Here is a 24,275-nt window from a genome sequence, read left to right on the forward strand (position 1 = left end):
CGGCTGGGCCATGGCCGCCCCGGCGGTCCTGTTGCTGCTGGCGTTCCTGATCGTCCCGGTGCTCCTCGGCTTCGTCCTGTCGTTCACCAACTCCCGGCTGGTCTCGCCCGAACCGACCACCTTCACCGGCCTCGACAACTTCGTCCGGGCCTTCACCGCCGATCCGACGTTCCTCCGCTCCCTGGTGAACACGTTCTGCTTCGCCGCCGTCGTCGTGCCGGCGCAGGCCGGGTTCGGGCTGCTGCTGGCCATCCTGGTGAACCGGAAGATCCGCGGCGCGGTGGCGTTCCGGGCCGTCTTCTTCATCCCGGTCGTGACCTCGATCGTCGTGGTCTCGATCCTGTGGAAGTTCATGTACCAGCCGGACGGGCTGATCAACTCCTTCATCGACTCGATCACCTTCGGCGCGTGGCAGGGCACCGCGTGGCTGAACGACCCGAGCACCGCGCTGACCGCGATCATCGTGCTGTCGATCTGGCAGGCGGTCGGCTTCCACATGCTGATCTGGCTGTCCGGGCTGCAGACCATCCCGCAGGAGCTGTACGAGGCCGCGCGGATCGACGGCGCGGGCACCTGGCAGCAGTTCCGCAACGTGACCTGGCCGTGCCTGCGCCCGACCCGGGTGTTCGTGCAGATCGACGTCATGATCCTGACGTTCCTGCCGGCCTGGAACCAGTACCTGTGGCCCAGCATGGTCGTCCAGGACGAGTAGCTGCGGCCGGTCATGGTCGGCATGCAGTACTTCTTCCAGGACAACACCAACCAGGTGATATCGCATCTGATGCGATCCGCACTCACTGCGATCTCGCCGCTCAAGGCGCCCTGCAAAGGCGCCGAGCGGGGGCACAGGAGGCCGCTCAAGAGCGAGCGGTAGCGCGGCCTCCGAGCGTCCGGAAAGGCGCGTCACTTGATCAGGTGGTTGACCAGCCGAAACACGGCAAGGTCGCATCGGATGCGAAATACTCGCGCCAGATGCGACCAAGTGGAGGCGGTGAAAGTGGTCGACAGCGACTACCCGGTCGGCTCTGCCGGGCTCCACCTGGTCACCGGCGTACCGCTGTTGCACCCCGAGGAGCAGGTGGTGACGGCGATGCTCTTCCCTGTCGAGTCAGCGTGTTGAGATCTTGAAGTCGTGTTTTCCGCCCAGCCTGCGGCAGCTGCCATGGTCGGCCCTCGACGCAGACGAACCACCCGTTGGCCGAGACTGAGAGGGCGGCACAAGTCCGAGTCGTCGGAGGTGTGCCGCAGCAGGGCGCCCGTTAACAGGGAGAACCGTCGCCAACCACACGCCTCGGCCCCAGCATCGCCATCACGATGCCAGGGCCGGGTGTTCTATGGGCGAACTCGACGTCACCCTCCCGCTGCCGCGTCCTGACACGGAGGATCGAAGCACGCTTCACCGCCACCTGTTTTCCGATCAGGCAACGTTGCGCGGGGTCTCAACGCACGATCGTGCAGTCACTGGCAACGAAGGCTCGGAGCTGGCTCTGCCGGACTGCCCTCTCCCCACCCCGTCTCGCCCGCATTGGGCGAGGCAGTCCCATTGGCTCGCGGAAACGAGCGTTTCCGACAATCGGCACGGGGGTGGTTCGTCGCGGGAGGGCTGGGCTTTGTCCCTTCTCACGTGAGATTGTCGGTTTCTCAACCAAGTTTGTTGCTGTCATTGCCGTTGAAGAAGCGGGTGATGACCGGGACAACAGCCTCCGGGTCGGCAACGTGTCCCTGGTTCGGAATGATCGCCCGCTCGGCCCCTGGGATGGCGGCCGTGACCGCGGCCGCGGCCGTGTCGAAGAATCCGTTGCCCAGCCCGGCCATCGTGTCGTCGGTGGTGCCGCCGGTGGCCATCAGCACCGGCTGCGTGATGGTGGCCAGCCGCTCGGTCGGCGGGGTGCCGTCGCCGAGACACACCGCGTCGTAGGCCAGGGTGTGCGCGAGGGCGATCGAACCGGCCCACATCGGCGAGTTGTGCGCCTGCGCGATGGCCTCCTCAGGAGCGCCGGCCAACCGCATGAACAACCGCACGGCGTCGTCCCGGCGCTCGTCGGCCAGCAGCGACTGCACCTTCTCGGTGTACTCGAGGTGCCGCTGCTTGGCACCCTCGGACACGTCGTAGGGCACCTCGTAGGCGGCGACCTTGGCGATCGGCAGGCCCGCGGCGGCGGCCTCCAGGGCCAGCGCCGCGCCGGAGGACACGCCGTAGAGGTACGCCGTGCCGCCGGCTTCGTCGATCAAGGCCGCGATATCCTCGAACTCGCGTTGTAGGGCGTAGGGCGTGGTGTCTGCGCTGTCGCCGCGGCCCCGACGGTCGTAGTTGTACACGGTGAAATGCTTGGCCAGCACCGGAGCCAGTGGGGCGTTCTCCGACCGGTCGACGATGCCGCCGCCCACCAGGATCACCGCCGGACCTTCCCCTGACCGGTCATACGCGATCGACGTGCCGTCTTTCGACGTTACCCGATGCATCCCATCCTCCTCAATTGTATGGCGGACCGTAACGGGCCTGTTCGCCCTGGTTCAGAACCGCCAGCGCATGGCGCTGTACGGTTCCTCGACACCCAGACCGAAAACGGTTTTGACGGTCATCCGATACAGGTTCCACGGCTGCGGCCCGGCGCTCGGCGCGCTGAACGGTGCGTAGAACTGGCCGTCCTGCACGCGCGCCGGCCAGCCGTTGGCCCGGTAGACCTCCAGCAGTCGGTCCACAGTGGGCTCGTCGGTGATTCGGCTGGTCATTCCCTGGAAGACCAGGTCGAATCCGCCGGCGGAGAACGTGAGTACGCTGCGCGGGTTCGCGGCCAGGTTTCGGCCTTTTCGGGTACGGGCGCCGGAGTTGAAGTAGAAGGCGCCGTCGAACCAGATGGCGCTCAGCGGCATGGTGTGGGGTGTGCCGTCCGGGCACGTGGTGGACAGCCAGGCGCGGCGCACCCTGCCGTCGTCGGTGTCCAGGCAAGCCTGCACCTCCGACCACGGGCGGTCCGGGGCGTCGTAGCCGTCGATGGACTCCGCCGCGATCGGAACAATCGCCGTCATGTCATGGCTTCCTGGTTCGCGATTCGTCTGTCTTGTCTTGCCGGATTCCCTGCCCGCACGCCTGCGGCGACACCTGGAAACACCCCGCCGCCGAGAATGACCGTCATCACCACCCCCGACGACCAGCCTCCCGGGTCCGCTGCCAGGTCGACGCGATGGAAACCGGGAGACCCCCACCCCCCGGGCGCGCCGCGGTGTCTGGTTCAGCTCATCAGGGAGATGGCGAGTTCCTCGAGCAGGTTCATCTGCTCTTGCATGCCGATCTCCATACCGGACTGGATGATCGTGTCGCGCAGTTGCTTGGTGCCGCACCGCATCAGCAGGGTGAGCGTGGTGCGCCCGTCGCGTTCGGTGAATGTGGTGGTGGTGACCGGCGCGCCGGCGTCGGACACGGGGGCGTCCGGCGTTTCGAACACTTCGGTGTTGACGATCCGTTCGTGGGGCACGATCTCCAGGAACTCGCCGTGGAAGGCGATCTCGCCGTGGCCGGTGGTCATGACATACCGCCACCTGCCGCCGACCCGCAGGTCGATCTCGACGCTGCGCATGGTGCCGCGCTGACCGCTCCAGAACTGGGTGACCAGCTCCGGCGTGGTCCACGCCCGGTACACCAGATGCCTGGGCGCGTTGAACTCCCGGGTGATCAGGATCTGATCGTCCGCCGGCAGGCTGACCATCGCGGTCCCCTTGCTGCTTGTGATGCTCGCCATCTCACATCTCCTCGTCTTTGAGTTCTTCCAACACGGCGTCCAACCGGTCGAACCGCTCCGACCAGCTGCGTTCGTACCGCGTGACCCAGTCATGGATCGGTTTCAGCGCATGCCCGTTGAGCCGGTACAGCCGCTGCCGCCCGTCATCACGCACCTGCACCACCCCCGCCTCCCGCAGAACCCGCAAATGCTTGGACACCTGCGGCTGAGCCAGCCCCAATACCCGCACCAAGTCGTTGACCGGCCGTTCCCCATCGACGAGGACATCGAGGATCTGCCGACGCCTCGGTTCGGCCACCGCGTTGAACGCGTCCGTTGTCGTTGCCGCTCGTGCCACACCGTAATCATATACCCATATGGGAATGTGTCAAGACTGGCCGAACTCATGACCGGTGGCCGACCCTGCACACGCATGGCCTCCACCGCATGCGGGTTGAGCAGCTGACGGCAGCATCGACGAGAGCCGGTCACGCGACGCACGGGTATTCCGGAAGATCAACGGTTCGCGGTCGATGGTCCACCAGCACGTGTCGTTCCCATGCAGCCCGGAGACTGGCCAAGCTCGGACCGACCTGCATCCATGACCGTCTACACCCCACCCACCGCCCTGGTGCTCTTATCGTCGGCGCACAGGACGCCGACTACGTTCCGATCGCACGGTGGCGGCTACGCACACTACGTCCTACCCATCCGGATACCAGCGAGGCCGCGACCGGCACACGCAGACGAGTTCGGTCATCCGTGCAGCCGACTCCGGAAGTCGACACAGATCCTGACCGACCTGCGCGGCCGTGGCGTGCTGTTCGCCCCGGCGCCTCGGTCCACGACTGCGACAACCCGTTCGGCCGACTATTCCTGCAAACCCTCGCGATGGTCGCCGAATTCGAGGCCAACCTCAACCACCTGCGCACCCGCGAGGGCATGGCCATCGCGAAACGCAACGGGAAGCTGGAAGGCAAGCAGCCCAAGCTTCCCGAGTCCGCCCAGCGATCTATCCGTCGCCGTTACGACGCCGGCGAGGTGTCACTGGCCGACCTGGCCGAGGAGTACAGCGTCGGCCGCTCCACCATCCACCGGGTGATTCACCGCCAGGACCCCGGTGTGTCCGACGGGCCAGACCCAAGCCTCTTGGCTGCACCCCTTGAAGTCGTGTTTCCGCCCAGCCTGCGGCGGCTGCCATGGTCGGCCCTCGACGCAGACGAGCCACCCGTTGGCCGAGACTGAGAGGGCGGCACAAGTCCGAGTCGTCGGAGGTGTGCCGCAGCAGTCGGCCAGCGCGATCAATCCTCGGCGTGGCGCGGCCGCCGCCCCCAATCGGGATGACCTCGGCGCTGGGGTTCGCCAGCGCTTCCCGCAGTTGCTGGTTCTCCAGGGTGAGCTGATTTACTGCCCGGACAAGGGCGGGGACGTCGGCTCGAAGTTGGGTGAGTTCGGCGTTCTTGTTCGCGATCGTCTTCTTCAGTGCGGCGATGGTCGCCCGCAGTCGGGTCTCGACTTCCGATGGCGCCCCGCGCTCGGCTACCCGCGTGTAGAACTCGGCTTTCAGGTCCGTGTGGCGTTGTGTGAGTGCGTTTCGGGGGACCTCGGCTTCCTGGGCGAGGGCGACGATCGTGAGCGCGCCGTTGGAGCGCTCAGCGGTGCTGGACAGGATGCGGTCCATCGCGGCGCGGATCCGGTCTCGCTCGTCGGGCATGAGGTTCATCCTGCGTCCTCGGTCAGGGTGATGCGGGTGCGGTCATGGGCGTCGGCGTAGCCCCGAAGCTTGTCGGCGTTGCCGCGTGGCCGCTCACCCAGCGGACCGGGAACCCGGGCGGCCCGGGTGTCCAAGGCAGTAGCGCGCTCGCGGAGTTGAATGGCGTGCCGGTCGGTGCGAACGATGTTGCCGCAGGGCGAGCCGGCCACCCTGCCACCGCAAGGCCGTCCCTCCGGAGGGTGCGTAACCGGCCAGGAGCGCCGCGGCCGCGGTGGGGGTGTGGGCGGCCGGCCACCTGGCGTGGACGGCGTCTTCGCTGTGTCCCAGCACGCCGACCGCGCGTCCGCGCACCTCCGCAGGCATGTGGACCGGCTGCCCGACGAGCACGTCGAAGCGACCAGGTCCCGGCACGGCGTCCGAACCGCCCGGCCCGGCCAGGCCGACGTCTCCTCGTCGGGTCCGGTCGACAGCGCGCACCCGAAGGAGGAGCCCGGCACCACGCGAGCGAGAGGAACCCCAGCCGGCGGGCGGCTGGGGTTCCTCTCCGGGACAGGTCGGTCAGCGCTGCAGGGTCAGGACGCCCGGCCGCCACGGCAGCTGGTCGTAGGGGCCGCTGGCGTTGGGGGACTTGCCCTGGTACAGGAGCTGGAGGTTGCAGGGGTCGATGGTCATGGTCTGGTCCGGGTTGTTGCGGACCAGGTCACCGTGGCTGATGTCGTTGGTCCACGAGGCGCCGCTGTTGGCCTTGCCCGCGAAGGGATTGCTTTCGCTGGCGGCCTGCGGAGTCCACGAACCGCTCAGGCTGCCGGCCGTGAACGAGCGGAAGTAGCGCCCGTTCGCGCCCATCGCCTCGACGATCATCAGGTACTGGTTCTGGCCCTGGACCTTGTAGACCTGGACCGCCTCGAACAGGTTGGCCTGCGAGTCGCTCATGATCGTCGTGTAGTTCGAGCCGAAACTGCCCGGGAAGTTCCCGATCGGCATGCTCGCCCGGTAGATCTTGCCGTTGTCACCGGCGAAGAACAGGTACATGTTCGAGCCGTCGGCGATCAGGGTCTGGTCGATCGGGCCGGTGCCGGAGCCCGAGATGCTGCCCGTGAACAGCGGCTGCGGCGAGGACCAGCCGTTGGGGTTGGTGGGGTCGCTGGACGTGCGGTAGATGAAGGGCCAAGCACCCCACTGGTACGCCAGCACCCAGATGTTCTTCGGCGCGAAGTAGAACAGCGTGGGCGCGACCGCGGCCTGGCTCATCCCGTTCTGGCCGGCCGAGGCCATGTCCGACCAGTTCGTGAAGGGACTGAAGGCCATCGAGCCGTACGACGATCCCGAGACGTTCGACGCGTAGACGAGGTGCTTGCCGTTGTGGACGACGTTGGTGAAGTCCTTGAGCGAGACCCACCCGTTCTTCGGCGTCGCCAGCACACCCGACGACGACCAGCGGTACGTCGAAGGAAGGGAGCAGCTGCTTCCCCCGGTCGTCGTCGTCGTGGTCGGCGGCGTGGACGACAGACCCGTCCACTTCTGGTTGCTGCCGCCGTTGCACGTCCAGAGCCCCACCGCGGTCCCGTTGGCCGTACCACCACCGGTGACGTCCAGGCAGAGCCCCGACTGCACGCCGACCACCGTGCCGTCGGTGTTCACCCGCCACTGCTGGTTGGCCCCGCCGTGACAGGTCCAGATCTGCACCTTGGTACCGGCCGTGGTGGCGCTGCCCGGAACGTCCAGGCACTTGCTGCCGAAGACCGTCAGCAGGCCGCCGGAGGTCGATGTCCACTGCTGGCCGGTCCCGTTCCAGCAGTCGTAGATCTGCAGGGAGGTCCCGTCGGTCTGGCTGGCGTTCGGGACATCCAGGCACCGCCCCGAAGCGACACCGCGCAGTGCGCCGGTGACGTCGGCCAGAGCCGACCCGGCCCCCAGCGTCCCGGCCAAGACCACAGCGGCCGCGACGGTCACCGCGGCGGTGGCCGCGGCGATCAGCGATCGGCTCCGATGACTGATGCTTCCTCTGCTCATGACGAACTTCTCCCAGCCAGGTTCAGGTCCGCTTCCGGGTTGCTCCCGCGATGGCGCGGCCAGATCGGGCATCCCGTCCGCTTGTTATCGCTAACATGAGTTGAGTCAGCCTGGACTTCGCGGAGAAGAATTGTCAATCGCTCCGGTCCGGGTGCCGGGGGATCGGAGCGATCTCGCCACTTCGAGGCCACCGTTCCGGGCCCACGGAGGACAGCCGGGTCGTGAAAGTTACACAGACGCGTGGGCGGAGTCCGGCGTGGCTCACCTCGGTCGCCTGACCGGCCGGCGTGCCTCTCTGGGCAGAGTTCGTTACTCGCATACCCGTCCCGCGGTTCGAGGCGGCTCAGCCGGGCTGCGGGCGGAGGCCGTCCATCAGGAGGTTCAGCAGGCGGCCCGTCTTGGCGTCGTGCCCGGGCCGGGGCGCCACGGTGAAGAGGCCGATGAGGGCGGCGGCGATGTCTTCGGCGGTGACGTCGGAGCGGAGGTCGCCCGCCGCGCGGCCGGCGTCGAGGATCGCGGTGATGGCCGCCAGCAGCTCGGTCCGGGTCTGCGCGTGGGCGATCTCGCCCGTCTCGATCATCGCCAGCAGCGTGTCGAGCATGCCGTTCTTGGTCGCGATCCAGTCCCCGAACAAGTCCATCCAGCGCCGCATCGCCGCGGCCGGGGACAGCCGGCCGAGCAGCTCGCGGGCGCCGGTCGTCAGCCGCCCGACCTGGTCGCGGTAGACCGCGTCGACCAGCGACTCGCGGGTCGGGAAGTGCCGGTAGAGGGTGGCGATGCCGACCCCGGCCTCCCGGGCGATCGCCCGCATCGACGGCTCGCCGTCCGCCGCCATGAACAGCTGGGTCGCCACCGCGAGCAACTGGTCGCGGTTGCGGGTCGCGTCCGCCCGCATCGGCACCTCGGTCAAAACGGATCACGCTCCGGTTGTGTTAGGCTCGATCGATAAACGGAGCATAGTCCGTTTTGCGGCGTCGAAGGAGACAGGCGTTCATGCAGGAACAGAGCAGGGCGGTCCGGCTCGAGGCGTTCGGCGGCCCCGAGGTCCTGGACGTTCGTGAGGTGCCCGCGCCGCAGGCCGGCCCGGGACAGGTCCGGGTGCGGGTCACCGCGGCCGGTCTCAACCCGATGGACTGGATCATGACCGCCGACGCGGACACCGCCGCCCGGTTCGGCTTGAGCCTGCCGGCGGGGTTCGGGACCGACTACGCGGGAGTGGTCGACCAGGTCGGGGCCGGGGTGACCGGCTTCGCCCCCGGCGACCGGGTGTTCGGCGGTGCCCTGTCCCGCGCGGTCGCCGGCTTCGTGGTGGTCGACGCGGCCGGGGAGACCGCGGCGGACGAGGCCCACCCCACGCCCGACGGCGTCGACGACCGCACCGCCGCCACCCTCACGATCGCGGGACGCACGGCATCCGCCGCCCTCGCCGCGGCCGGCCCGGGCCCGGACGACACGGTGCTGATCGGCGGCGCGGCGGGCGGGGTCGGGGTGTTCGCCGTCCAGCTGGCCCGGATCGCCGGAGCGCGGGTGATCGGGACGGGGTCGGCGACGTCGGCCGGCTACCTGCGCGAGCTGGGAGCCGAGCCGGTCGTCTACGGCGACGGCCTGGCCGAGCGGGTCCGGGACCTCGCTCCCGGCGGCGTCACCGCGGCCATCGACCTGCACGGGGTGGAGACCGTGCACGCCGCGAGGGAACTCGGCGTCCCGGACGGCCGCATCTGCACCGTCGCCGCTCAGGTCGACGGCGTGGCGGCGGCCAACGGGGCGAACGCTCCGTCCGGCGCCTTGGAGGAGATCGCCGGCCTGGTCGCGGCGGGCCGGCTGCGGGTGCCGATCGCGGCGAGCTTCCCGATCGAGCAGATCCGCCGCGCGGCCGAGCTCCAGGCGGGCCGGCACGTGCGGGGCAAGGTCGTCATCGACCTCTAGACCAGGTTCGGCCGCGACGCGGACGGCGACTCCCGGCGGCCTGGTCACCCGCGCCGTATCGGAGGGCTCAGCGGCCCGCGAGCACCCGGCGCACCTCGTCCGCGCCCAGCACCACGGGGGAGCGCAGCGAGCCGACCTCGCCGATCTCGATCTCGACCACGTCTCCCGGCCGCAGCCCCTGATCGAGTCCCGGCACCACGGATGTGCCGGTGGAGAGCACGGCGCCGTCGGGGAAGTCGTTGTCCCGCCACAGGTACTCGACCAGCCCGGCCGGTTTGCGGTTCAGCTGCGCGGTACTGGCTTCGCCGGCGAACACCTCGTGGCCGTCGCGCAGGATGCGCATGCGGAGGTCGAGCGACAGGGGGTCCGGCACCTCCCACGCCGGCCGCACCCGCGCCGACACCGCGCACGAACCGGTGTAGATCTTGGCCTGCGGGAGGTACAACGGGTTCTCGCCTTCGATGCTGCGCGAGCTGACGTCGTCGACCACCACGTACCCGGCGATCTCCCCGGCGCCGGTCAGCAGCAGGCCGAGTTCCGGCTCCGGCACGTTGTTGGCGGAATCGGCGCGGACGGCGATCGGCTCGTCGTCGGTGACCACGCGCCACGCGGCCGACTTGAAGAACAGCTCGGGCCGTTCCGCGCGGTACACCCGCGCGTAGACGTCCTCGTCGGCGCTCTCCTCGCGACGGGCTTCCTCGGACCGCAGGTAGGTGACCCCGGCGGCCCACACCTCCATCCGCCCGTCCAGCGGCGGCAGCAGGCGCGCCCCGGCCGCGGAGACGGGCTCCCCGGCGGCCTCGGCCAGCTCGCGGATCTCCGCCAGGGGCCGGCGCAGCAGATCACTCATCGACGCCACCGCGAGCGGCCGCAGCCGCTCACCGGCGAGCAGACCGACCCGGACGTCGCCGGTCGTGTCGGCGAACCGCACCAGGTGACTCATCCCGCACCTCCTCGTTCGGTACCGAACCTACGGAGTCCCGAGCGCGGCGGTCAACGAGTGTCGGAACGTTGCGTCGCCCGGCTCGCCTGGCGACGCAACGTTCCCACACTCGGGGCCTCGGATGGGCAGCCCGGCGGCTGCAGCGGGCCGTATTCTCGATCGACGCAAGGTTCGTAGTTCGGTGCTATAGATACAGAACCTTGCCGCGCGACTCGCCAAGCCAGAGATGTGCAGCGCCTCGAAGCCGATCGAAGTTCACGCTTCCACCTTCGTAGGCGGCCGTGAGCACTACGCGCTCAAGATTCCAGTCCCCGCCGGGGCCGGGTTCGAAGCGGACGTACGTTGGGCATCGACCAATATCCGCCGAGTCGATCTGCCAGGGGCTGCGAGGATCGTTCTCGCCCGGACGGAGCACGGTTGACCCGTCGCCGAAGACGTACGTCCGGTCATCGCCTTGTTGGAAGTCGTTGTAGCTCGTGTCGCGGGAGTCGACGTTGAACTCGCGGCCGCCGATGCCTAGGAATACATCGCCGTCCGAAGAGGCGCCTGATCTGTTTCCGGTGATCAGGCGAAGGTCAAGCCTGGTAATCGATGACATTGTCAGCTCCTTGTTTCCCGTCCGGATAGCCGTTTACCGCGCCTCGTCGGCGCTTCAACATCATGCCCCCGTGAGCGATGTCGATCCATTCGCCTTTAGGCGTATTTTGCCACCCCGGCCTGCGGAGCGCTGCCTGTCACTTCCTCAATAGAGATCGAGTGGCTCCTCTTCCGTGCGGAGCATCGCCGCCGCGGCCGTGCGGGTGCGGACCCCCACGCGGTCGAAGATGTGCTCCATGTGCTTGCGCACCGTGGAGACCGAGACGACGAGCTGCCGTGCGATTTCGGCATTTGTGCAGCCTTCGCCGACGAGGTGCAGTACCTCGCGCTCGCGCCGCGTCAGCCCGGACGTACGCACTGGTGGTCGCCGTCGGGACGCAAGGTAAAGCTCGTGCAGATGCGGCCTGAGCAGCTGAAGCACCAGGCGGTCCCGTTCGGTGAAATCCGGCCCGCTAGCCCGGTACAAGGACAACCCGAGCGAACGTTTCCGCCAGGAGGGCGTCGGAAAATTCATGCTGATGCAATGCAGTGCGCCGTTGGGAGCGAAGTACTCCGCGAAGAGTGGCGCCCTGCGGAGCTCGGCGGAAGTGTAGAAGTCCGACCACCGAATGACGCTGACGAAATCAGATGTGCGTTCGAGATACTGACATGCCCGAAAGCCGGAACACAGGCTCCAGTACGGCGCGGTCTCTGGGTAGTACCTGTCAAATTCGAGGAGATATTCGTTTCCGTGCTCAACTTGCTGCTGGATGAGACACCGATGTCGCGGGCGATCTGCTCTGGTGAATATCACCGCGTCGCAACGGACCAACTGCGGTAGCTCTTCAAGCGTCGCCCAGGGCAAGGCGCCAGTCGGCTCGTCTCGTCGACCTTCCTCAACCACGGCCATGAGCGCTCGAAGGTCGTCTGCTGCCAGGAGTTCGGACATCGACGCCTCCCCGTACATGGGTGCCTGGTACTGCGAGCGTCTCGCACGCCGCCACCGACCCGGGCGAGTGCGCCACCACCATACGCGTCAAGGCCGCCGAAGAACCGGGGTCGGGACAGCTGCTGTAACGCCTCCTCGGCGAAGAACGTGCCGAGCGACCTGTCGGTGATCCGGCGCGCGACCTCGCCGACCGGACGCCTGCTCGACCAGTCCCGCCGGTCGTCGATTCCCTCACGCCGCCGCGGTCAGCAGGGTGGCCAGGACGTCGGGCCGTTCCAGGGTGATGGAGTGGCCCGCTCCCCGCACCTGCGTGAACCCGGCGTCGGGCAGCAGGTTCCGGTTGGCCTGGCGGTCGGACGGCCGGAACCAGTCCTTCTCGCCGTAGACGAGGTGGATGGGCGCCGTGATTTCGGGGTAGCGCGAGCGGGCGGCGATGAGGCCGGGGAGGTCGCGGTAGACCCCACGGGATTTTGCGGAGGGCTGCCTTGGGCTGCACGCCGGTGACCACCGGGCCCACGCCGGGTGCGAGGGCGCCGGTGACCACCGCGCGGGCCAGGAGGCCGGAGCAGGCGATGCCGCCGCGGAAGCCGTAGGTGTTCACCGCGATGACGCGCCGGATCCGGTCCGGCAGGTCGGCCGCGGTGGTCAGGGCGAGGACCGCGCCCATGGACTCGCCCAGCAGGGTGACGTCGTCGAGGTCGAGGTCGAGTTCGGTGAGGAGCAGCAGGACCAGCGGAGCGCCGGTGCCGGCCTCGAGGTAGCGCAGCGTTCCCTCCGGCGAGGCGATGGTGTGGCTGGTGGTCCCGGGGGCGTGGAGCGTGGGACGTGGCGTCTGGTCGGGCATCTCGCCTGCTCCCAGGGGTGACGCGATAGGAAACCGATCGGTTTCCACGAGGGCTCCACCTGCTCGAAGACGTGCAGGATGCGCGCGCGGGGTGACCGGCCGTCGTCCCGCGGGGGCAGTAGCCCGGCCACGAAGGCGGCCGCGGCCCTCTTTCAGGCTCGCCGCCAGCAGGTCGTCCTTGCCGGCGAACAGCTGGTACATCGAGCGCTTCGACACCTCCGCCGCCTTGCACAGCGCCTCGATGCCGACGCCGACGCAGTCCCGGTAGGGCAGCGTGGCCGCGGCTTCCAGCAGCCGTTCCCGGGCGGTGGCCGTTGCTTCGGTGGTCATCCCGCCGGGTTGACCCGGTTCCGGCGGGTTCAACACGATCGGTTCATCCGAGGTTCACCGCTGCCGCAGGAGGTAGCGCTGGACCTTGCCGCTCGGGGTCTTCGGCAGCGCGTCGACGAAGTGGACCGCGCGCGGGTAGGCGTGCTTGGAGTACTTGTCCCGCACCAGCTGTTTGAGCTCCTGCGCCAGCTCGTCGTTCGCTGCGGCCTCGCCGCCGAGGACCACGAACGCTTCGACAACCTCGCCGCGGATCCCTTCGGGGTCCGGGCGGCCGACGACCGCGACGTCCGCGACCGCGGGGTGGGTGATCAGCACGCTTTCGACGTCGAACGGCCCGATCCGGTAGCCCGCGGCCAGGATCACGTCGTCGTTGCGGGCGGTGAAGTAGAAGTACCCCTCGTCGTCGGTCCGGCCGGTGTCGGCGGTGAGGTACCAGCGGCGGTCGGCGGTGAACCGCTCCGAGGTCTTCTCCGGCTCCTCGTGGTAGCCGGTGAACCACAGCAGGGGGCTGTTCTCGACGTCGATGGCGATCTGGCCGTCGACGGTGCCGGCGGCGTACCCGGGCATGGGCTGTCCCATCGAGCCGGGCTTGACCGGCCGGGCCACGTCCGGGTGCCAGTGGTTGTTGACGACCATGCCGAGCTCGGTCTGGCCGTAGTGGTCGCGGACCTCGACGCCGAGCGCGTCGCGCGCCCAGCCGACGACTTCGGGCGTCAGCGGTTCGCCGGCCGAGGAGGCGCGGCGCAGGCGCAGGTTCCGCGCCAGGCCGCTCTTGCTCAGCGCCCGGTAGATGGTGGGTGCGCCGGCGAAGTTGGTGACACCGAACCGTTCGATGACGGCCACGGTGGACTCGGGGGTGAAGCCCGTCTCGAGGAGGAGGTTGCGGCGGCCGGCGACCAGCGGGGCGAGGATGCCGTAGTAGAGGCCGTAGGCCCAGCCGGGGTCGGCGGCGTTCCAGAAGACGTCGTCCTCGCGGACGTCGAGCCCGTAGTGCAGGTAGCAGTGGAACGACGCCAGCGCGCGCACCGGCACCGGGACCCCCTTGGGCTTGCCGGTGGTGCCGCTGGTGAACAGCTGCAGCATCGTCCCGTCGCCGCCGACGGCGGCCGAGGTCGCGAGTGGCTCGGCTTCGGCGACGAGCCGGTCGAACGCCTCGCCCGTCTCGAGGACGTCGATGCCCTCGAGGGGATCGAGCTTCGCCCGCTGGGACGGCTCGGTGACGACCAGCCGCGCCCGCGAGGCCTCGACGCGCATCCGGATGGCACCGGTGGCGAACGCGGTGAACAGCGGGACGTGCACGGCGCCGAGCCGCCAGATCGCCAGCAGGGTCGTCACCAGTTCGGGGCGCTTGCCCATCAGGACCGGGACCCGGTCACCCCGCCGGACGCCCCGCCCGGCGAGGACGGTGGCCAGCCGCCGGGAGCGCTCGGCCAGCTCTCCGTACGTCATGTCGCGAGAGGTGTGATCCGGCGCGACGAAGGTGAACGCCACCGCTTCGGCGTCGTGGCGGTCGCACAGCAGGTGCGCAACATCCGCCTCGGCGGTGCCGTACTCGGCCAGCCAGGTGTCGAGAATGCGAGGCTGCATGAGGTTCTCCGAGATCATCCGGTCCGGTTCGGACGGTGAGCGATTGTCAGCGGGCACCGCCCGGGTCACACTGTGGCGGTGAGCGATGAGGCGAACCACCCCCCGAAGAGGGGGGTCGATCCGCTGGCCCCGGCGGTGGCCGCGGCCCTGGCGAGGCTGCGTGCTGGGACCGGGGTGAGCCTCACGTTCGCCGGGCGGGTCACCCGGTCGGGTGTCCTGCTCAACGCGTTCGACGGTCCCGTCGTCGGTCCCCTCCGCGGCGTCCTGCTCGGCGCCGGGCAGGGCGTGGGCGGCCAGGTGGCCTACCAGCAGCGGGCGCTGTCCCTCCCGGACTACGTCCGTTCGCCGGTGATCACCCACCGCTACGACCAGGTGATCCGGGCCGAAGCGCTGCGGGCGATGGCGGCGGCCCCGGTGATCGTGGCGCGGCGCTCGGTCGCCGTGCTCTACGTCGCCCTGCGCACCAGCCAGCGGGAGATGGGGCGCCTGCTCGACGCGGTGTCCCGCGAAGCCCGCGCGCTCGAACAGGACCTGGCCGTCACCGACGTTCTCCGGCGGCTGCGGGACCGGCACACCGCCGAGGACAGCATCCGGCTTTCACGCGTGGCCGAGGCGTACGCGGACCTGCGAACCCTCGCCGACGAGGTCGGTGACCCCCGGCTGCGCGCGCGGCTGCTGGACACCGCCGGTCTCCTGGTCGGCGAGCCCTCGCCGGACGTGCCCCGGCTGACCGGCCGGGAGCGGGACGTGCTGGCCCTGCTCTCGACGGGCTTGCCGAACCGGGGCATCGCCGACCGGCTCGGCATCGGCGTCCACACCGTGAAGGACCACGTCAAGAACCTCCTGGTCAAGCTGGGCGCCCACGGGCGCATGGAGGCGGTGGCCCGGGCCCGGCGGCTCGGTCTGATCCCTTAGGGGTCGGTTCAGGATGAGTTTGCGGAGGCAGATAACCGAGCAGGCCAGGCTGAGGATGGTCGGCTCGTCGTTCGGTGCGGCTGCGCAGGCGCCGGAAGCTTTGAGCCAAGCGAACGTGCGTTCCACGGGCCAGCGGATCGTGCCGAGACCGGAGCCGTGCTCGACGCCGCGGCGGGCGATGAGCGGTGTGTTGCCACGGGCGCGGACCAGGCGACGGTACTTGGCGTGGTCGTGGCCACGGTCGGCGTAGAGCCGGCGAGGACGGCGCCGTGGCTTGCCGACGTTTCCCCGGATGGCGGGAATGGGCGTCGAGCAGCGGGATCAGCTGGGTGACGTCATGGCGATGGCCGCCGGTCAGCGTAGCGGCGAGTGGGGTGCCGTGGGCGTCGGTGATCAGGTGGTGCTTGGAGCCGGGTCTGCGGCGGTCGACCGGGCTGGGCCCGGCGTGCCCCCCCTTTGAGCGCACGCCGGTGGGTCGAGTCGACCAGCGCGGCCAGCCGCCGCCGGCAGGTCGCCCGGAAGCGCGCGGTGGGCAAGGGGGTTCCAGCCGATGCCGGTGCGTAGCACGGACAGGATGCCTTCGAGTGCGGCGCGGTCGTCGGCACGCTGGCGGCCGGGTACCGGAAACGCCGTGGGTGCACCGGAAGAAGCGGCTCCAGCCGCTCCCACTGCTCGTCGGTCAGGACCTCCTCACGCATGCGAGGATTCTGGAAAGCCCCGCGGCCGGCACAAAGACGACACACCGACTCATTCTGAACTGACCTCTTAGCCGCGGGGGTCGGATCCGCCGTCGAGGCGGTATTCCGCGTTCACCAGCTCGAGGAGCTCGGCCACCGAGGTGTCCCGGGACCGGCGGTCGAAGGTGATCTCGCCGTGCTGCAGCAGGTTCACCCGGTCGCAGACGTCGGTCACCTGCCCGTAGTTGTGGGCGATGAGGATGATGGCGATGTCCCCGCGCTGCTTCAGCTCCTGCAGCAGGCGCAGGATCACCGCGCTCTCCTTGGCGCCCATCGCGGCGAGCGGCTCGTCGAGCAGCAGCAGCTTCGCTTTCGAGTACACCGAACGGGCCACCGCGATCGCCTGCCGCTGGCCGCCGGAGAGCATGCCGACCTCGGCGGTCACCGACGGGATGTCGATGCCGATCGAGTCCAGTGCTTCGCGGGCGCGGCGCTTCATCTCGGCACGACGCAGGAACGGCAGCGGGCGGTGGGTGAGCTCGCGGTTGAGGTGCAGGTTCAGGTACACCGGCAGGTCGTCGACCATCGCCAGGTCCTGGAACACCGTCTCGATGCCCAGCGACCGCGCGTGCACCACGGACTTCAGCGTGGCCGGCTCGCCCTCGAACAGGATGCGCCCGCCGTCCGGCTGGTGGTAGCCGGTGAGGATCTTGATCAACGTGGACTTGCCGGCGCCGTTGTCCCCGATGAGCCCGAGGATTTCGCCGCGGCGCACGTGCAGGTGGACGTCGGCGAGCGCGGTGACCGGGCCGAACTTCTTGCTGACGCCCTCGACCCGGATGACCTCGGCGTCCGGTTCCGCGGTCATGTCAGCTCCCGGGAGCCGAGGCGCTTGCGCACCACGATGAGCGTCACGTTCAGCACCATCGCGAGCAGGATGGCGGCGCCGAGCACGACGTTGAACGCGTTCGCGCTGACCCCGGTCAGGTTGAAGCCGTCGAACACGATGCCCAGCAGCAGCGCGCCGAGGAACGCGCCGGCCACCGTGCCGGACCCGCCGAGCAGCGCGGTGCCGCCGATCACGGCCGAGGCCACCGCGAAGAACATCGTGGTGAACCCGCCGTTGGTCGGGTCGTAGGAGCCGACCCGGGTGCCCTGCAGGATGCCGGCCAGCCCCGCCAGGGTGCTGGTGATCGCGAAGTTGACCACCTTCACCCGGTTGACCCCGATCCCCGATTCCGCGGCGCCGACCGGGTTCCCGCCGGTGGCCTGCGTGTGGATGCCGAACCGGGTGGCCGAAAGCACCACCTGCACGACGACGACCAGGCCGACGGCCCACAGGAACTCGGTCCAGGGTGCCCCGCCGAAGACGCCGACCACCCAGCCGTCCTTCGGGGCCGCGACCGGACGGGCGTTGGAGATGATCAGGACCAGGCCCTGCAACAGGAACGCCATGCCCAGGGTCGTGATGAACGACGGGATCCCCAGCACCGTCCGGATCAGCCCGTTCACCACCCCGATCGCCGTGCTCACCACGACCGCGCCGAGCAGCGCGAGCCACAGCGGCCAGCCGTTGACGAAGAACTGCATGAGCAGGAACGGGGCGAGGGTGAACACGAATCCGGCGGACAGGTCGATCTCGCCGCAGATCAAGAGCATCACCTGCCCGGCGGCGATGATCGACCACGGTGCCACGTACTGGGCGATCGTCTGGTAGTTGTCCAGGGAGTTGAACGCCCCGCTGGTCACCGTGAAGTAGCTCCCCGCGGCGATGGTGACCAGCAGGATGCTCAGCTCCTTGACGTGCAGGACGCCGAGGAGCATCGGTCTCAGCGACATCGCCGGCGCCTACCGGCTCGGCGTGGACGCGGGCGGCAACGGGATCGAGCCCGGCATCGCGATGACGTCCTTCTTGGTACCGCCTTCGAACCTGCTGTCCGCCGAGGCGTACGGACCGACGTTCTCCTTGGTGACGAACGTGAGGCCGGTGTCGGTGACCGGGGGTGCCACCAGCGTCCCGGACAGCCGGAACAGGTACAGGTACAGCACGGAAAGGAAACCCTGGAGGTAGGGGGACTGGTCGATGGTGAAGTCGAGCGCGCCGTCCTTCACCCCGGACACCGTGGCCTCGAGCAGGTCGAACCCGCCGCTGCCGATCTTGCCGGACAGCTTGCGGTCGGCGATCAGCTTGGCGCACGCGGCGGTGCTGCCGGCGTCGACCGCGTAGATCCCTTTGACCGCGGAGTTCCCGGTGTACGCGGCGGTCATCGCGTTGAGTTCGCCGGCCTGCTCGGCCCCGGTGTTCACCGACTGGACGCGCACGCCGGGCGCGGCCTGCTTCAGCGCGTCGGTGATGCCGTCGAGCCGCGGCTGGACGTTGTTGCCGCCGGGCTGGGCGATGCCGACCAGGATGTCGCCGGAGGTCACCTTCTGCGCGATCCGTTGCCCCATCCGGAAACCGGAGAGGTACAGGTCCTGGCCGACGTAGGTGAGCGGGTAGTTGCCGGCCGCGCTCGCGTTGTAGGCGATCACCGGAATGCCCTGGCCCAGCGCGCGTTTGGTGAGGTCGACGAACGCGTTGTCGTCGGTCAGCGCGATCGCGATCCCGTCGGCCTTGCCGGTGATCGCGGTGTCCATGGCGCTCGCCATCTGCGCGACGTTGCCGTTCTCCGAGCCGGTCCACTGTGGCTCGGGCACCCCGAGCAACGCCGCGGCGTCGGCGAGCCCGGACCGCGTCGGCACGAAGAAGGAGTTCGTGGTGACGTGGTTGACGAACACGAACCGCCACCCCGGCGTGCTCGGGAACGGGCCCGAGCCGCCACCGTTCTGGGCCTCTTGGACGCCGGTGCACGCCGCGAGCAGCGTGCTCGCGGCCACTGTCGCACCACCGGCCCCCAGGTACTTCAGCGCGGTTCTTCGGGAAGTGGCGCTCGCTCCAGCAGTCATCGTGACCCCGCAATCGTCTCAGCGGCAGTGCTCCGGCTACGACGGGTCGTTCACGGTCCAGCGACCCAGACCCTAGCAGACGTATGATGTCTCAACCAGAAGTTTTGCGAATCTATCGGAGTTCTGGACTTTTGCTCGGCCGGAGCGTAGCCATACGTATGTTGTCTGGCTCGTTGTCGAGGGAAGGTGGCGTCCGTGCCCGAGGTGATCAGCGCGATCGAAGCCGTGGACGTGCGCTTCCCGACCTCGTTGACCCTGGACGGTTCGGACGCGATGAACCCGGAACCCGACTATTCCGCCGCCTACGTGACGATCCGCACGAGCGCCGGAGACGAGGGGTACGGCCTCGCGTTCACCGTCGGACGCGGCAACGACCTGCAGGTCGCCGCGGTCCGGGCGTTGGTGCCCCTGGTCGCGGGCATGCCGGTGGACGACGCGCTCGCCGACCTCGGGGGCTTCTCGCGCCGGCTGACCGGCGACAGCCAGCTCCGGTGGCTCGGTCCCGACAAGGGAGCGATCCACATGGCCGCGGCGGCGATCGTCAACGCCGCGTGGGACCTGCGGGCCCGGCGCGAAGGCGTGCCCGTCTGGCGGCTGCTCGCCGGGATGTCGCCGGCGGACCTGGCCGACCTGATCGATTACCGCTACCTCCAGGAAGCGCTTACCCGCGACGAAGCACTGGACATCCTCCGGCGCGCCGAGCCGGGCCGGGCGGCTCGCCGGGCCGAGCTGCTCGCGTCGGGCTACCCCGCCTACACCACCACACCCGGCTGGCTCGGCTACTCACCGGAGAAGCTGGCGGCGCTCGCGTCGGAGGCGGTCCGGGACGGCTTCACCCAGATCAAGCTCAAGGTCGGGGCCGACCTCGACGAAGACGTCAGGCGACTCCGGCTGGCGCGCGAGGTCGTCGGCCCGGACGTGCGGATCGCCCTCGACGCCAACCAGGCCTGGGGAGTCGGCCAGGCCATCGCCTGGCTGCGGCCGCTGGCGGAGTTCGACCCGTACTGGATCGAGGAGCCGACTTCACCCGACGACGTGCTCGGCCACGCCACGATCCGCCGGGCGGTGGCGCCGATCAAGGTGGCCACCGGCGAGCACACCGCCAACGCGGTGATGTTCAAGCAGCTGCTGCAGGCGGAGGCGATCGACGTCCTCCAGCTCGACGCGAGCCGGGTCGCCGGCGTCACCGAGAACATCGCGATCCTGCTGCTGGCCGCGAAGTTCGGGGTTCCGGTGTGTCCGCACGCGGGCGGGGTCGGGCTCTGCGAGATGGTGCAGCACCTGGCGATGTTCGACTTCGTCGCGGTGAGCGGTACCCGCCACGACCGCGTCATCGAGTACGTCGACCACCTGCACGAGCACTTCGCCGACCCGGTGCGGGTCGAGCGGGGGAGGTACCTGGCGCCGGAGCGGCCCGGCCTCGGGGCCCGGCTGCACGCCGAGTCGGTGGCGCGGTACCGGTACCCCGACGGTCCGGTCTGGCACGAGAAAACCGTGGTGGTCGCGTGACCACGTCCCCACCCGTCAACGAGGAGAGGTCATGAAGATCCGGTCCCTGTGCGCCCCTGTCGCCGGCGTCCTCGCCGCGGCGGTCCTCGCCGGCTGCGGTGGCGGCGGCACCTCCGCGGCCGGCGGAACCGTCGTCGGCGTCGACTACCCCCGCTCGGACACCGACTTCTGGAACGCCTACATCAAGTACGTGCCCCGGTTCGCCGGCGAGGACGGGTTCGAGCTCAAGACCACGAACTCGCAGAACGACGTCGCCACCCTGACCGCCAACGTGCAGACGATGATCAGCCAGGGCGTCAAGGGCGTCGTCATGGCGCCGCAGGACACCGCGGCGATCGTCCCGACCCTGCAGCAGCTGGCCGCCAAGAAGATCCCGGTCGTGTCCGTCGACACCCGGCCCGACCAGGGGAACGTCTACATGGTCGTGCGGGCGGACAACCGCGCGTACGGGGAGAAGGCCTGCCAGTTCCTCGGCACGAAGCTCCGCGGCCAGGGAAAGGTCGTCATGCTGCAGGGTGATCTCGCGTCGATCAACGGGCGCGATCGCACCGAAGCGTTCAACGACTGCATGAAGAAGAACTTCCCCGGGATCACGGTCTTCGGCGAAGCCACCAACTGGGACGCCGGCACCGCGGCCCAGAAACTCCAGACCCGGCTGACCGCGAACCCGGACATCAAGGGTGTCTACATGCAGTCCAGCTTCGCGCTGTCGGGCACGCTGCAGCTGCTGAAGCAACGGAACCTGCTCGTGCCGGCCGCCGATCCGAAACACGTGTTCGTCGTGTCCAACGACGGCATCCCCGAGGAACTCGCGAAGATCCGGGCGGGGGAGATGGACGCGACCGTTTCCCAGCCCGCGGACCTGTTCGCCAAGTACGCGCTGCAGTACGTCAAGGACGCGATCGCGGGCAAGACGCCGGTGCCGGGCAAGACCGGCCACGACAGCACCATCGTGGCGGTCCGCGACGGCCTGATGGAGGACCAGCTGGCCGCGCCCCTGGTCACCGCGGACGGTGCCACCTTCGGGCCGGTCGGCAGCGTGAAGGTCGACGACCAGTCCCTGTGGGGCAACAGCAAGAGCTGACCGCTTCGGAACGGAGGTGACCATGAGCACCGTGCCGGTTGTCGAAGCGCGGCAGGTGGTCAAGCGCTACGGCGCCACCGTCGCGCTGGACCACGCCGACCTCACCGTCCTCCCGGGACAGACCCACGCGCTCGTCGGCCGCAACGGCGCGGGGAAGTCGACGCTCGTCTCCATCCTCACCGGCCTGACCGAACCGGACTCCGGTTCCCTGCTGGTGAACGGCGAGCGGGCGCCGGGACTGTCCGATCGGGACAGGTGGCGATCGCTGGTCGCCTGCGTGTACCAGCGGTCGACGATCATCCCCGACCTTTCGGTGGCGGAGAACCTGTTCCTGAACCGGCAGGAGACCCGGCGCGGTTTCGTCCGCTGGCCGTCGGTGCGCCGCGCGGCCACCCAGCTGCTCGAACGGTGGTCGGTGGACGTCGACGTCCACCGGCCGGCGGGCGAACTCGGCGTCGAGCAGCGGCAGTTCGTCGAGATCGCGCGAGCGCTGTCCTTCGGCGCCCGGTTCGTCATCCTCGACGAGCCGACCGCGCAGCTGGACGGCGGCGCCATCACCCGGCTCTTCGGCCACATCGCGGAGCTGCAGCGGCAGGGGGTGACGTTCCTGTTCATCAGCCACCACCTGCAGGAGGTCTACGACATCTGCGACACGGTCACGGTCTACCGCGACGCCCGGCACGTCCTGACCGCGCCGGTCGCCGAGCTGCCGAAGGCCGACCTCGTCGCCGCGATGACCGGGGAGAACACCGTCGTCTCCGCCGAACGCGTTTCCACCGCCCGGCGCGGTGAGCCGCCCGTGCTCGAGGTGCGCGAACTGAGCCTCGTCCCCAGCTACGAAAGGGTTTCCTTCGACATCGCGCCGGGGGAGATCGTCGGTCTGGCCGGGGCGGGCGGGAGCGGCAAGACCGAGGTCGCCGAGACGGTGAGCGGGCTGCGGGCGGCCGGCTCGGGAACCATCGCCGTCGGGGACCGCCGTCCCCGCCCCGGGGACGTCCCGGCGGCACTCGCCGCCGGCATCGGCTTCGTCCCGGAAGACCGGCACCGCCAGGGGTTCGTGCCGGAGATGTCCATCGCGGACAACACCACCATGTCCGTCATGGACCGGCTCGGCCCGGGCATCTTCGTCCGGTCCGGCCTCCGTGACCGGCTGGCCGGGACGCTGATCGCCCGGCTGGCGGTGAAGACGCCCGGTCCGGAGCTCGCGGTGTCGGCGCTCTCCGGCGGCAACCAGCAGAAGGTCGTCCTGGCCCGGGCGCTCGCCGTCGATCCCCGGCTGCTGGTGCTGATCACGCCGACCGCGGGGGTGGACGTGCGGTCGAAGGAGTTCCTCCTCGGCAAGGTGGCCGAAGCCGCCGCCGAGGGCACCGCGGTGCTGATCGCCTCCGACGAGCTGGACGACCTGCGCCTCTGCGACCGCGTGCTCGTCATGGTCCACGGGCGGCTCACCGCCGAACTGCCCGCCGGCCGGCCGGACCGAGAGGTCGTGGCCGCGATGGAAGGAGTCGACCTCGATGCCGGATAGCCCTGCCGCGGTGCGTGCGGAGGCGCGGACCGAGCCCACCGCCGCGGGGCCGCCGCGGCGCATCGCCTTCGCCCGCCTGCGCGACGTCGCGCTGGTACCCGGGATCATCGCGATCGCCGTGGTCGGCCAGCTGGTGAACCCCGTGTTCCTCCAGTACGACAACGTGCTCAACATCCTGCAGACCATGTCGGAGATCGCGCTGCTGGTGCTCGCCCAGACCCTGGTCCTGGTCGTCGGCAAGATGGACCTGTCGCTGGAATCCACGTTCGGGCTGGCCCCCGGCGTGGCGGCCTGGCTGACGATCGAGGGCGGCCATTCCCTCGGGCTGCTCCCCGCGTGGACCGCGGTGCCTGTCGTGCTCGCGGTCGGGGTCGTGGTCGGCGCGCTCAACGCCCTGCTGGTCGTGCGGTTCGGGCTGAGCGGGTTCGTGGTCACCCTCGGCATGCTGATCGTGCTGCGCGGCCTGCTCACCGGGATCTCCGGCGGCCAGACGTTCTTCGGCATGCCCGACTCGATGCTCTACCTCGGCACGACGCTGTGGGCCGGGATCCCGGCCTCCATCTGGATCTGCGTGCTCCTGTTCGCCGGCGGGATCGTCCTGCTCGGCTACACCCGGTTCGGCCGCAGCCTCTACGCGATCGGCGGCAACGAGGACGCGGCGAAGGCCGCGGGGATCCGGACCGATCGCATCGTGTGGATCGTCCTGATCGGGGCGAGCGTCCTGGCCGCGATCGGCGGTCTGCTGCTTTCGGGCCGGCTCGCGTCCGTGGCCGCGGCGCAGGGCAACGGCTACATCTTCACCGTCTTCGCGGCCGCGGTGATCGGCGGCGTCAGCTTGAACGGCGGCCGCGGCACGCTGTTCGGCGCCTTCACCGGGATCCTGCTGCTGTACATGATCCAGAACGTGCTCACGCTGGCCGGAGTGCCTGCCCAGTGGATCGGGGCGCTCAACGGCACGATCATCCTGGTCGCGCTGGTGATGTCCCGCATCACCAGCGGCAAGCGGCAGAACTGAGGG

Annotated in this window: 23 protein-coding genes and 1 pseudogene; 10 read left to right on the forward strand and 14 right to left on the reverse strand. The window is 69.5% G+C overall.

Annotation, left to right across the window (positions count from 1 at the left end; all coding sequences use genetic code 11):
• Positions 1–10: 10 nt before the first annotated feature.
• Complete coding sequence (locus ACH54P_RS46945; protein WP_489909780.1) at positions 11–712, forward strand: carbohydrate ABC transporter permease; 702 nt, start codon at positions 11–13, stop codon at positions 710–712.
• Between the two features lie 279 nt (positions 713–991).
• Positions 992–1,120, forward strand: a complete 129-nt coding sequence (locus tag ACH54P_RS46950; protein WP_489909781.1) for a hypothetical protein — start codon at positions 992–994, stop codon at positions 1,118–1,120.
• 521 nt (positions 1,121–1,641) lie between these two features.
• Here ACH54P_RS46950 and ACH54P_RS46955 read toward each other — a convergent pair.
• The 4 genes from ACH54P_RS46955 to ACH54P_RS46970 all read right to left on the reverse strand — a co-directional run bounded on the left by ACH54P_RS46955 (position 1,642) and on the right by ACH54P_RS46970 (position 4,077).
• Positions 1,642–2,463, reverse strand: coding sequence for an alpha/beta fold hydrolase (locus ACH54P_RS46955; protein ID WP_489909782.1), 822 nt, complete (start codon positions 2,461–2,463; stop codon positions 1,642–1,644).
• Positions 2,464–2,514: 51 nt separating this feature from the next.
• Positions 2,515–3,030 carry a pyridoxamine 5'-phosphate oxidase family protein gene (locus tag ACH54P_RS46960; protein ID WP_489909783.1) on the reverse strand — a complete coding sequence of 172 codons (516 nt, stop codon included), beginning with the start codon at positions 3,028–3,030 and terminating at the stop codon, positions 2,515–2,517.
• Between the two features lie 203 nt (positions 3,031–3,233).
• A complete protein-coding gene (locus ACH54P_RS46965) occupies positions 3,234–3,707 on the reverse strand; it encodes an SRPBCC family protein (protein WP_489909784.1) in 474 nt (157 codons plus the stop codon).
• 34 nt (positions 3,708–3,741) lie between these two features.
• Entirely contained in the window at positions 3,742–4,077 is a 336-nt protein-coding gene (locus tag ACH54P_RS46970) for an ArsR/SmtB family transcription factor (RefSeq protein ID WP_489909785.1), read from the reverse strand.
• 89 nt (positions 4,078–4,166) lie between these two features.
• Here ACH54P_RS46970 and ACH54P_RS46975 point away from each other — a divergent pair, with 89 nt between their 5' ends.
• Complete coding sequence (locus ACH54P_RS46975; protein ID WP_489909787.1) at positions 4,167–4,964, forward strand: recombinase family protein; 798 nt, start codon at positions 4,167–4,169, stop codon at positions 4,962–4,964.
• Between the two features lie 31 nt (positions 4,965–4,995).
• Positions 4,996–5,493 (forward strand): hypothetical protein, encoded by a 498-nt coding sequence (locus tag ACH54P_RS46980; protein ID WP_489909788.1) that lies wholly within the window; start codon positions 4,996–4,998, stop codon positions 5,491–5,493.
• Between the two features lie 498 nt (positions 5,494–5,991).
• Here ACH54P_RS46980 and ACH54P_RS46985 read toward each other — a convergent pair whose 3' ends face one another.
• Both ACH54P_RS46985 and ACH54P_RS46990 read right to left on the reverse strand, forming a co-directional pair.
• On the reverse strand, positions 5,992–7,446 hold the full coding sequence (locus tag ACH54P_RS46985) for a non-reducing end alpha-L-arabinofuranosidase family hydrolase (RefSeq protein WP_489909789.1): 1,455 nt from the start codon (positions 7,444–7,446) through the stop codon (positions 5,992–5,994).
• 343 nt (positions 7,447–7,789) lie between these two features.
• A complete protein-coding gene (locus ACH54P_RS46990) occupies positions 7,790–8,341 on the reverse strand; it encodes a TetR/AcrR family transcriptional regulator (RefSeq protein ID WP_489917040.1) in 552 nt (183 codons plus the stop codon).
• A 98-nt stretch (positions 8,342–8,439) separates the two neighbouring features.
• On the opposite strand from ACH54P_RS46990, the gene ACH54P_RS46995 reads away from it, so the two are divergent.
• Positions 8,440–9,372 carry an NADP-dependent oxidoreductase gene (locus tag ACH54P_RS46995; RefSeq protein WP_489909790.1) on the forward strand — a complete coding sequence of 311 codons (933 nt, stop codon included), beginning with the start codon at positions 8,440–8,442 and terminating at the stop codon, positions 9,370–9,372.
• A gap of 67 nt (positions 9,373–9,439) precedes the next feature.
• Here ACH54P_RS46995 and ACH54P_RS47000 read toward each other — a convergent pair whose 3' ends face one another.
• The 4 genes from ACH54P_RS47000 to ACH54P_RS47015 all read right to left on the reverse strand — a co-directional run bounded on the left by ACH54P_RS47000 (position 9,440) and on the right by ACH54P_RS47015 (position 14,601).
• Positions 9,440–10,315 (reverse strand): fumarylacetoacetate hydrolase family protein, encoded by an 876-nt coding sequence (locus ACH54P_RS47000; protein ID WP_489909791.1) that lies wholly within the window; start codon positions 10,313–10,315, stop codon positions 9,440–9,442.
• Positions 10,316–10,499: 184 nt separating this feature from the next.
• The gene (locus ACH54P_RS47005; RefSeq protein WP_489909792.1) at positions 10,500–10,913 is read right to left on the reverse strand and encodes a hypothetical protein; all 414 of its coding nucleotides are present in this window, start codon (positions 10,911–10,913) and stop codon (positions 10,500–10,502) included.
• Positions 10,914–11,057: 144 nt separating this feature from the next.
• Positions 11,058–11,840 carry a helix-turn-helix transcriptional regulator gene (locus ACH54P_RS47010; RefSeq protein ID WP_489909793.1) on the reverse strand — a complete coding sequence of 261 codons (783 nt, stop codon included), beginning with the start codon at positions 11,838–11,840 and terminating at the stop codon, positions 11,058–11,060.
• 1,228 nt (positions 11,841–13,068) lie between these two features.
• Complete coding sequence (locus ACH54P_RS47015; protein ID WP_489909795.1) at positions 13,069–14,601, reverse strand: AMP-binding protein; 1,533 nt, start codon at positions 14,599–14,601, stop codon at positions 13,069–13,071.
• Between the two features lie 78 nt (positions 14,602–14,679).
• Between ACH54P_RS47015 and ACH54P_RS47020 the strand changes: the two genes are divergently transcribed.
• Positions 14,680–15,516: a LuxR C-terminal-related transcriptional regulator gene (locus ACH54P_RS47020; RefSeq protein ID WP_489909796.1), complete on the forward strand. Its 837-nt coding sequence runs from the start codon at positions 14,680–14,682 to the stop codon at positions 15,514–15,516.
• A gap of 15 nt (positions 15,517–15,531) precedes the next feature.
• Here ACH54P_RS47020 and ACH54P_RS47025 read toward each other — a convergent pair.
• From ACH54P_RS47025 to ACH54P_RS47040, 4 genes and pseudogenes are all read right to left on the reverse strand, one after another.
• A pseudogene (locus ACH54P_RS47025) lies at positions 15,532–16,214 on the reverse strand (IS5 family transposase); the annotation flags it as partial.
• 67 nt (positions 16,215–16,281) lie between these two features.
• Positions 16,282–17,061: an ATP-binding cassette domain-containing protein gene (locus ACH54P_RS47030; RefSeq protein WP_489909797.1), complete on the reverse strand. Its 780-nt coding sequence runs from the start codon at positions 17,059–17,061 to the stop codon at positions 16,282–16,284.
• Positions 17,058–18,032, reverse strand: a complete 975-nt coding sequence (locus ACH54P_RS47035) for an ABC transporter permease (RefSeq protein ID WP_489909798.1) — start codon at positions 18,030–18,032, stop codon at positions 17,058–17,060. Before ACH54P_RS47035 ends, ACH54P_RS47030 begins: the two co-directional genes overlap by 4 nt.
• Before the next feature lie 9 nt (positions 18,033–18,041).
• Complete coding sequence (locus ACH54P_RS47040; RefSeq protein WP_489909800.1) at positions 18,042–19,070, reverse strand: sugar ABC transporter substrate-binding protein; 1,029 nt, start codon at positions 19,068–19,070, stop codon at positions 18,042–18,044.
• 255 nt (positions 19,071–19,325) lie between these two features.
• Here ACH54P_RS47040 and ACH54P_RS47045 point away from each other — a divergent pair, with 255 nt between their 5' ends.
• From ACH54P_RS47045 to ACH54P_RS47060, 4 genes are read left to right on the forward strand one after another with little or no spacing between them, the layout of a single operon-like run.
• Entirely contained in the window at positions 19,326–20,648 is a 1,323-nt protein-coding gene (locus tag ACH54P_RS47045; RefSeq protein ID WP_489909801.1) for an enolase C-terminal domain-like protein, read from the forward strand.
• A gap of 31 nt (positions 20,649–20,679) precedes the next feature.
• On the forward strand, positions 20,680–21,732 hold the full coding sequence (locus ACH54P_RS47050; protein ID WP_489909803.1) for a sugar ABC transporter substrate-binding protein: 1,053 nt from the start codon (positions 20,680–20,682) through the stop codon (positions 21,730–21,732).
• 22 nt (positions 21,733–21,754) lie between these two features.
• On the forward strand, positions 21,755–23,257 hold the full coding sequence (locus ACH54P_RS47055; protein WP_489909804.1) for a sugar ABC transporter ATP-binding protein: 1,503 nt from the start codon (positions 21,755–21,757) through the stop codon (positions 23,255–23,257).
• Positions 23,247–24,272: an ABC transporter permease gene (locus ACH54P_RS47060; protein WP_489909805.1), complete on the forward strand. Its 1,026-nt coding sequence runs from the start codon at positions 23,247–23,249 to the stop codon at positions 24,270–24,272. Before ACH54P_RS47055 ends, ACH54P_RS47060 begins: the two co-directional genes overlap by 11 nt.
• The last annotated feature ends 3 nt before the right edge of the window (positions 24,273–24,275 follow it).

It is taken from the genome of Amycolatopsis sp. N2S4-7 (assembly GCF_058119595.1).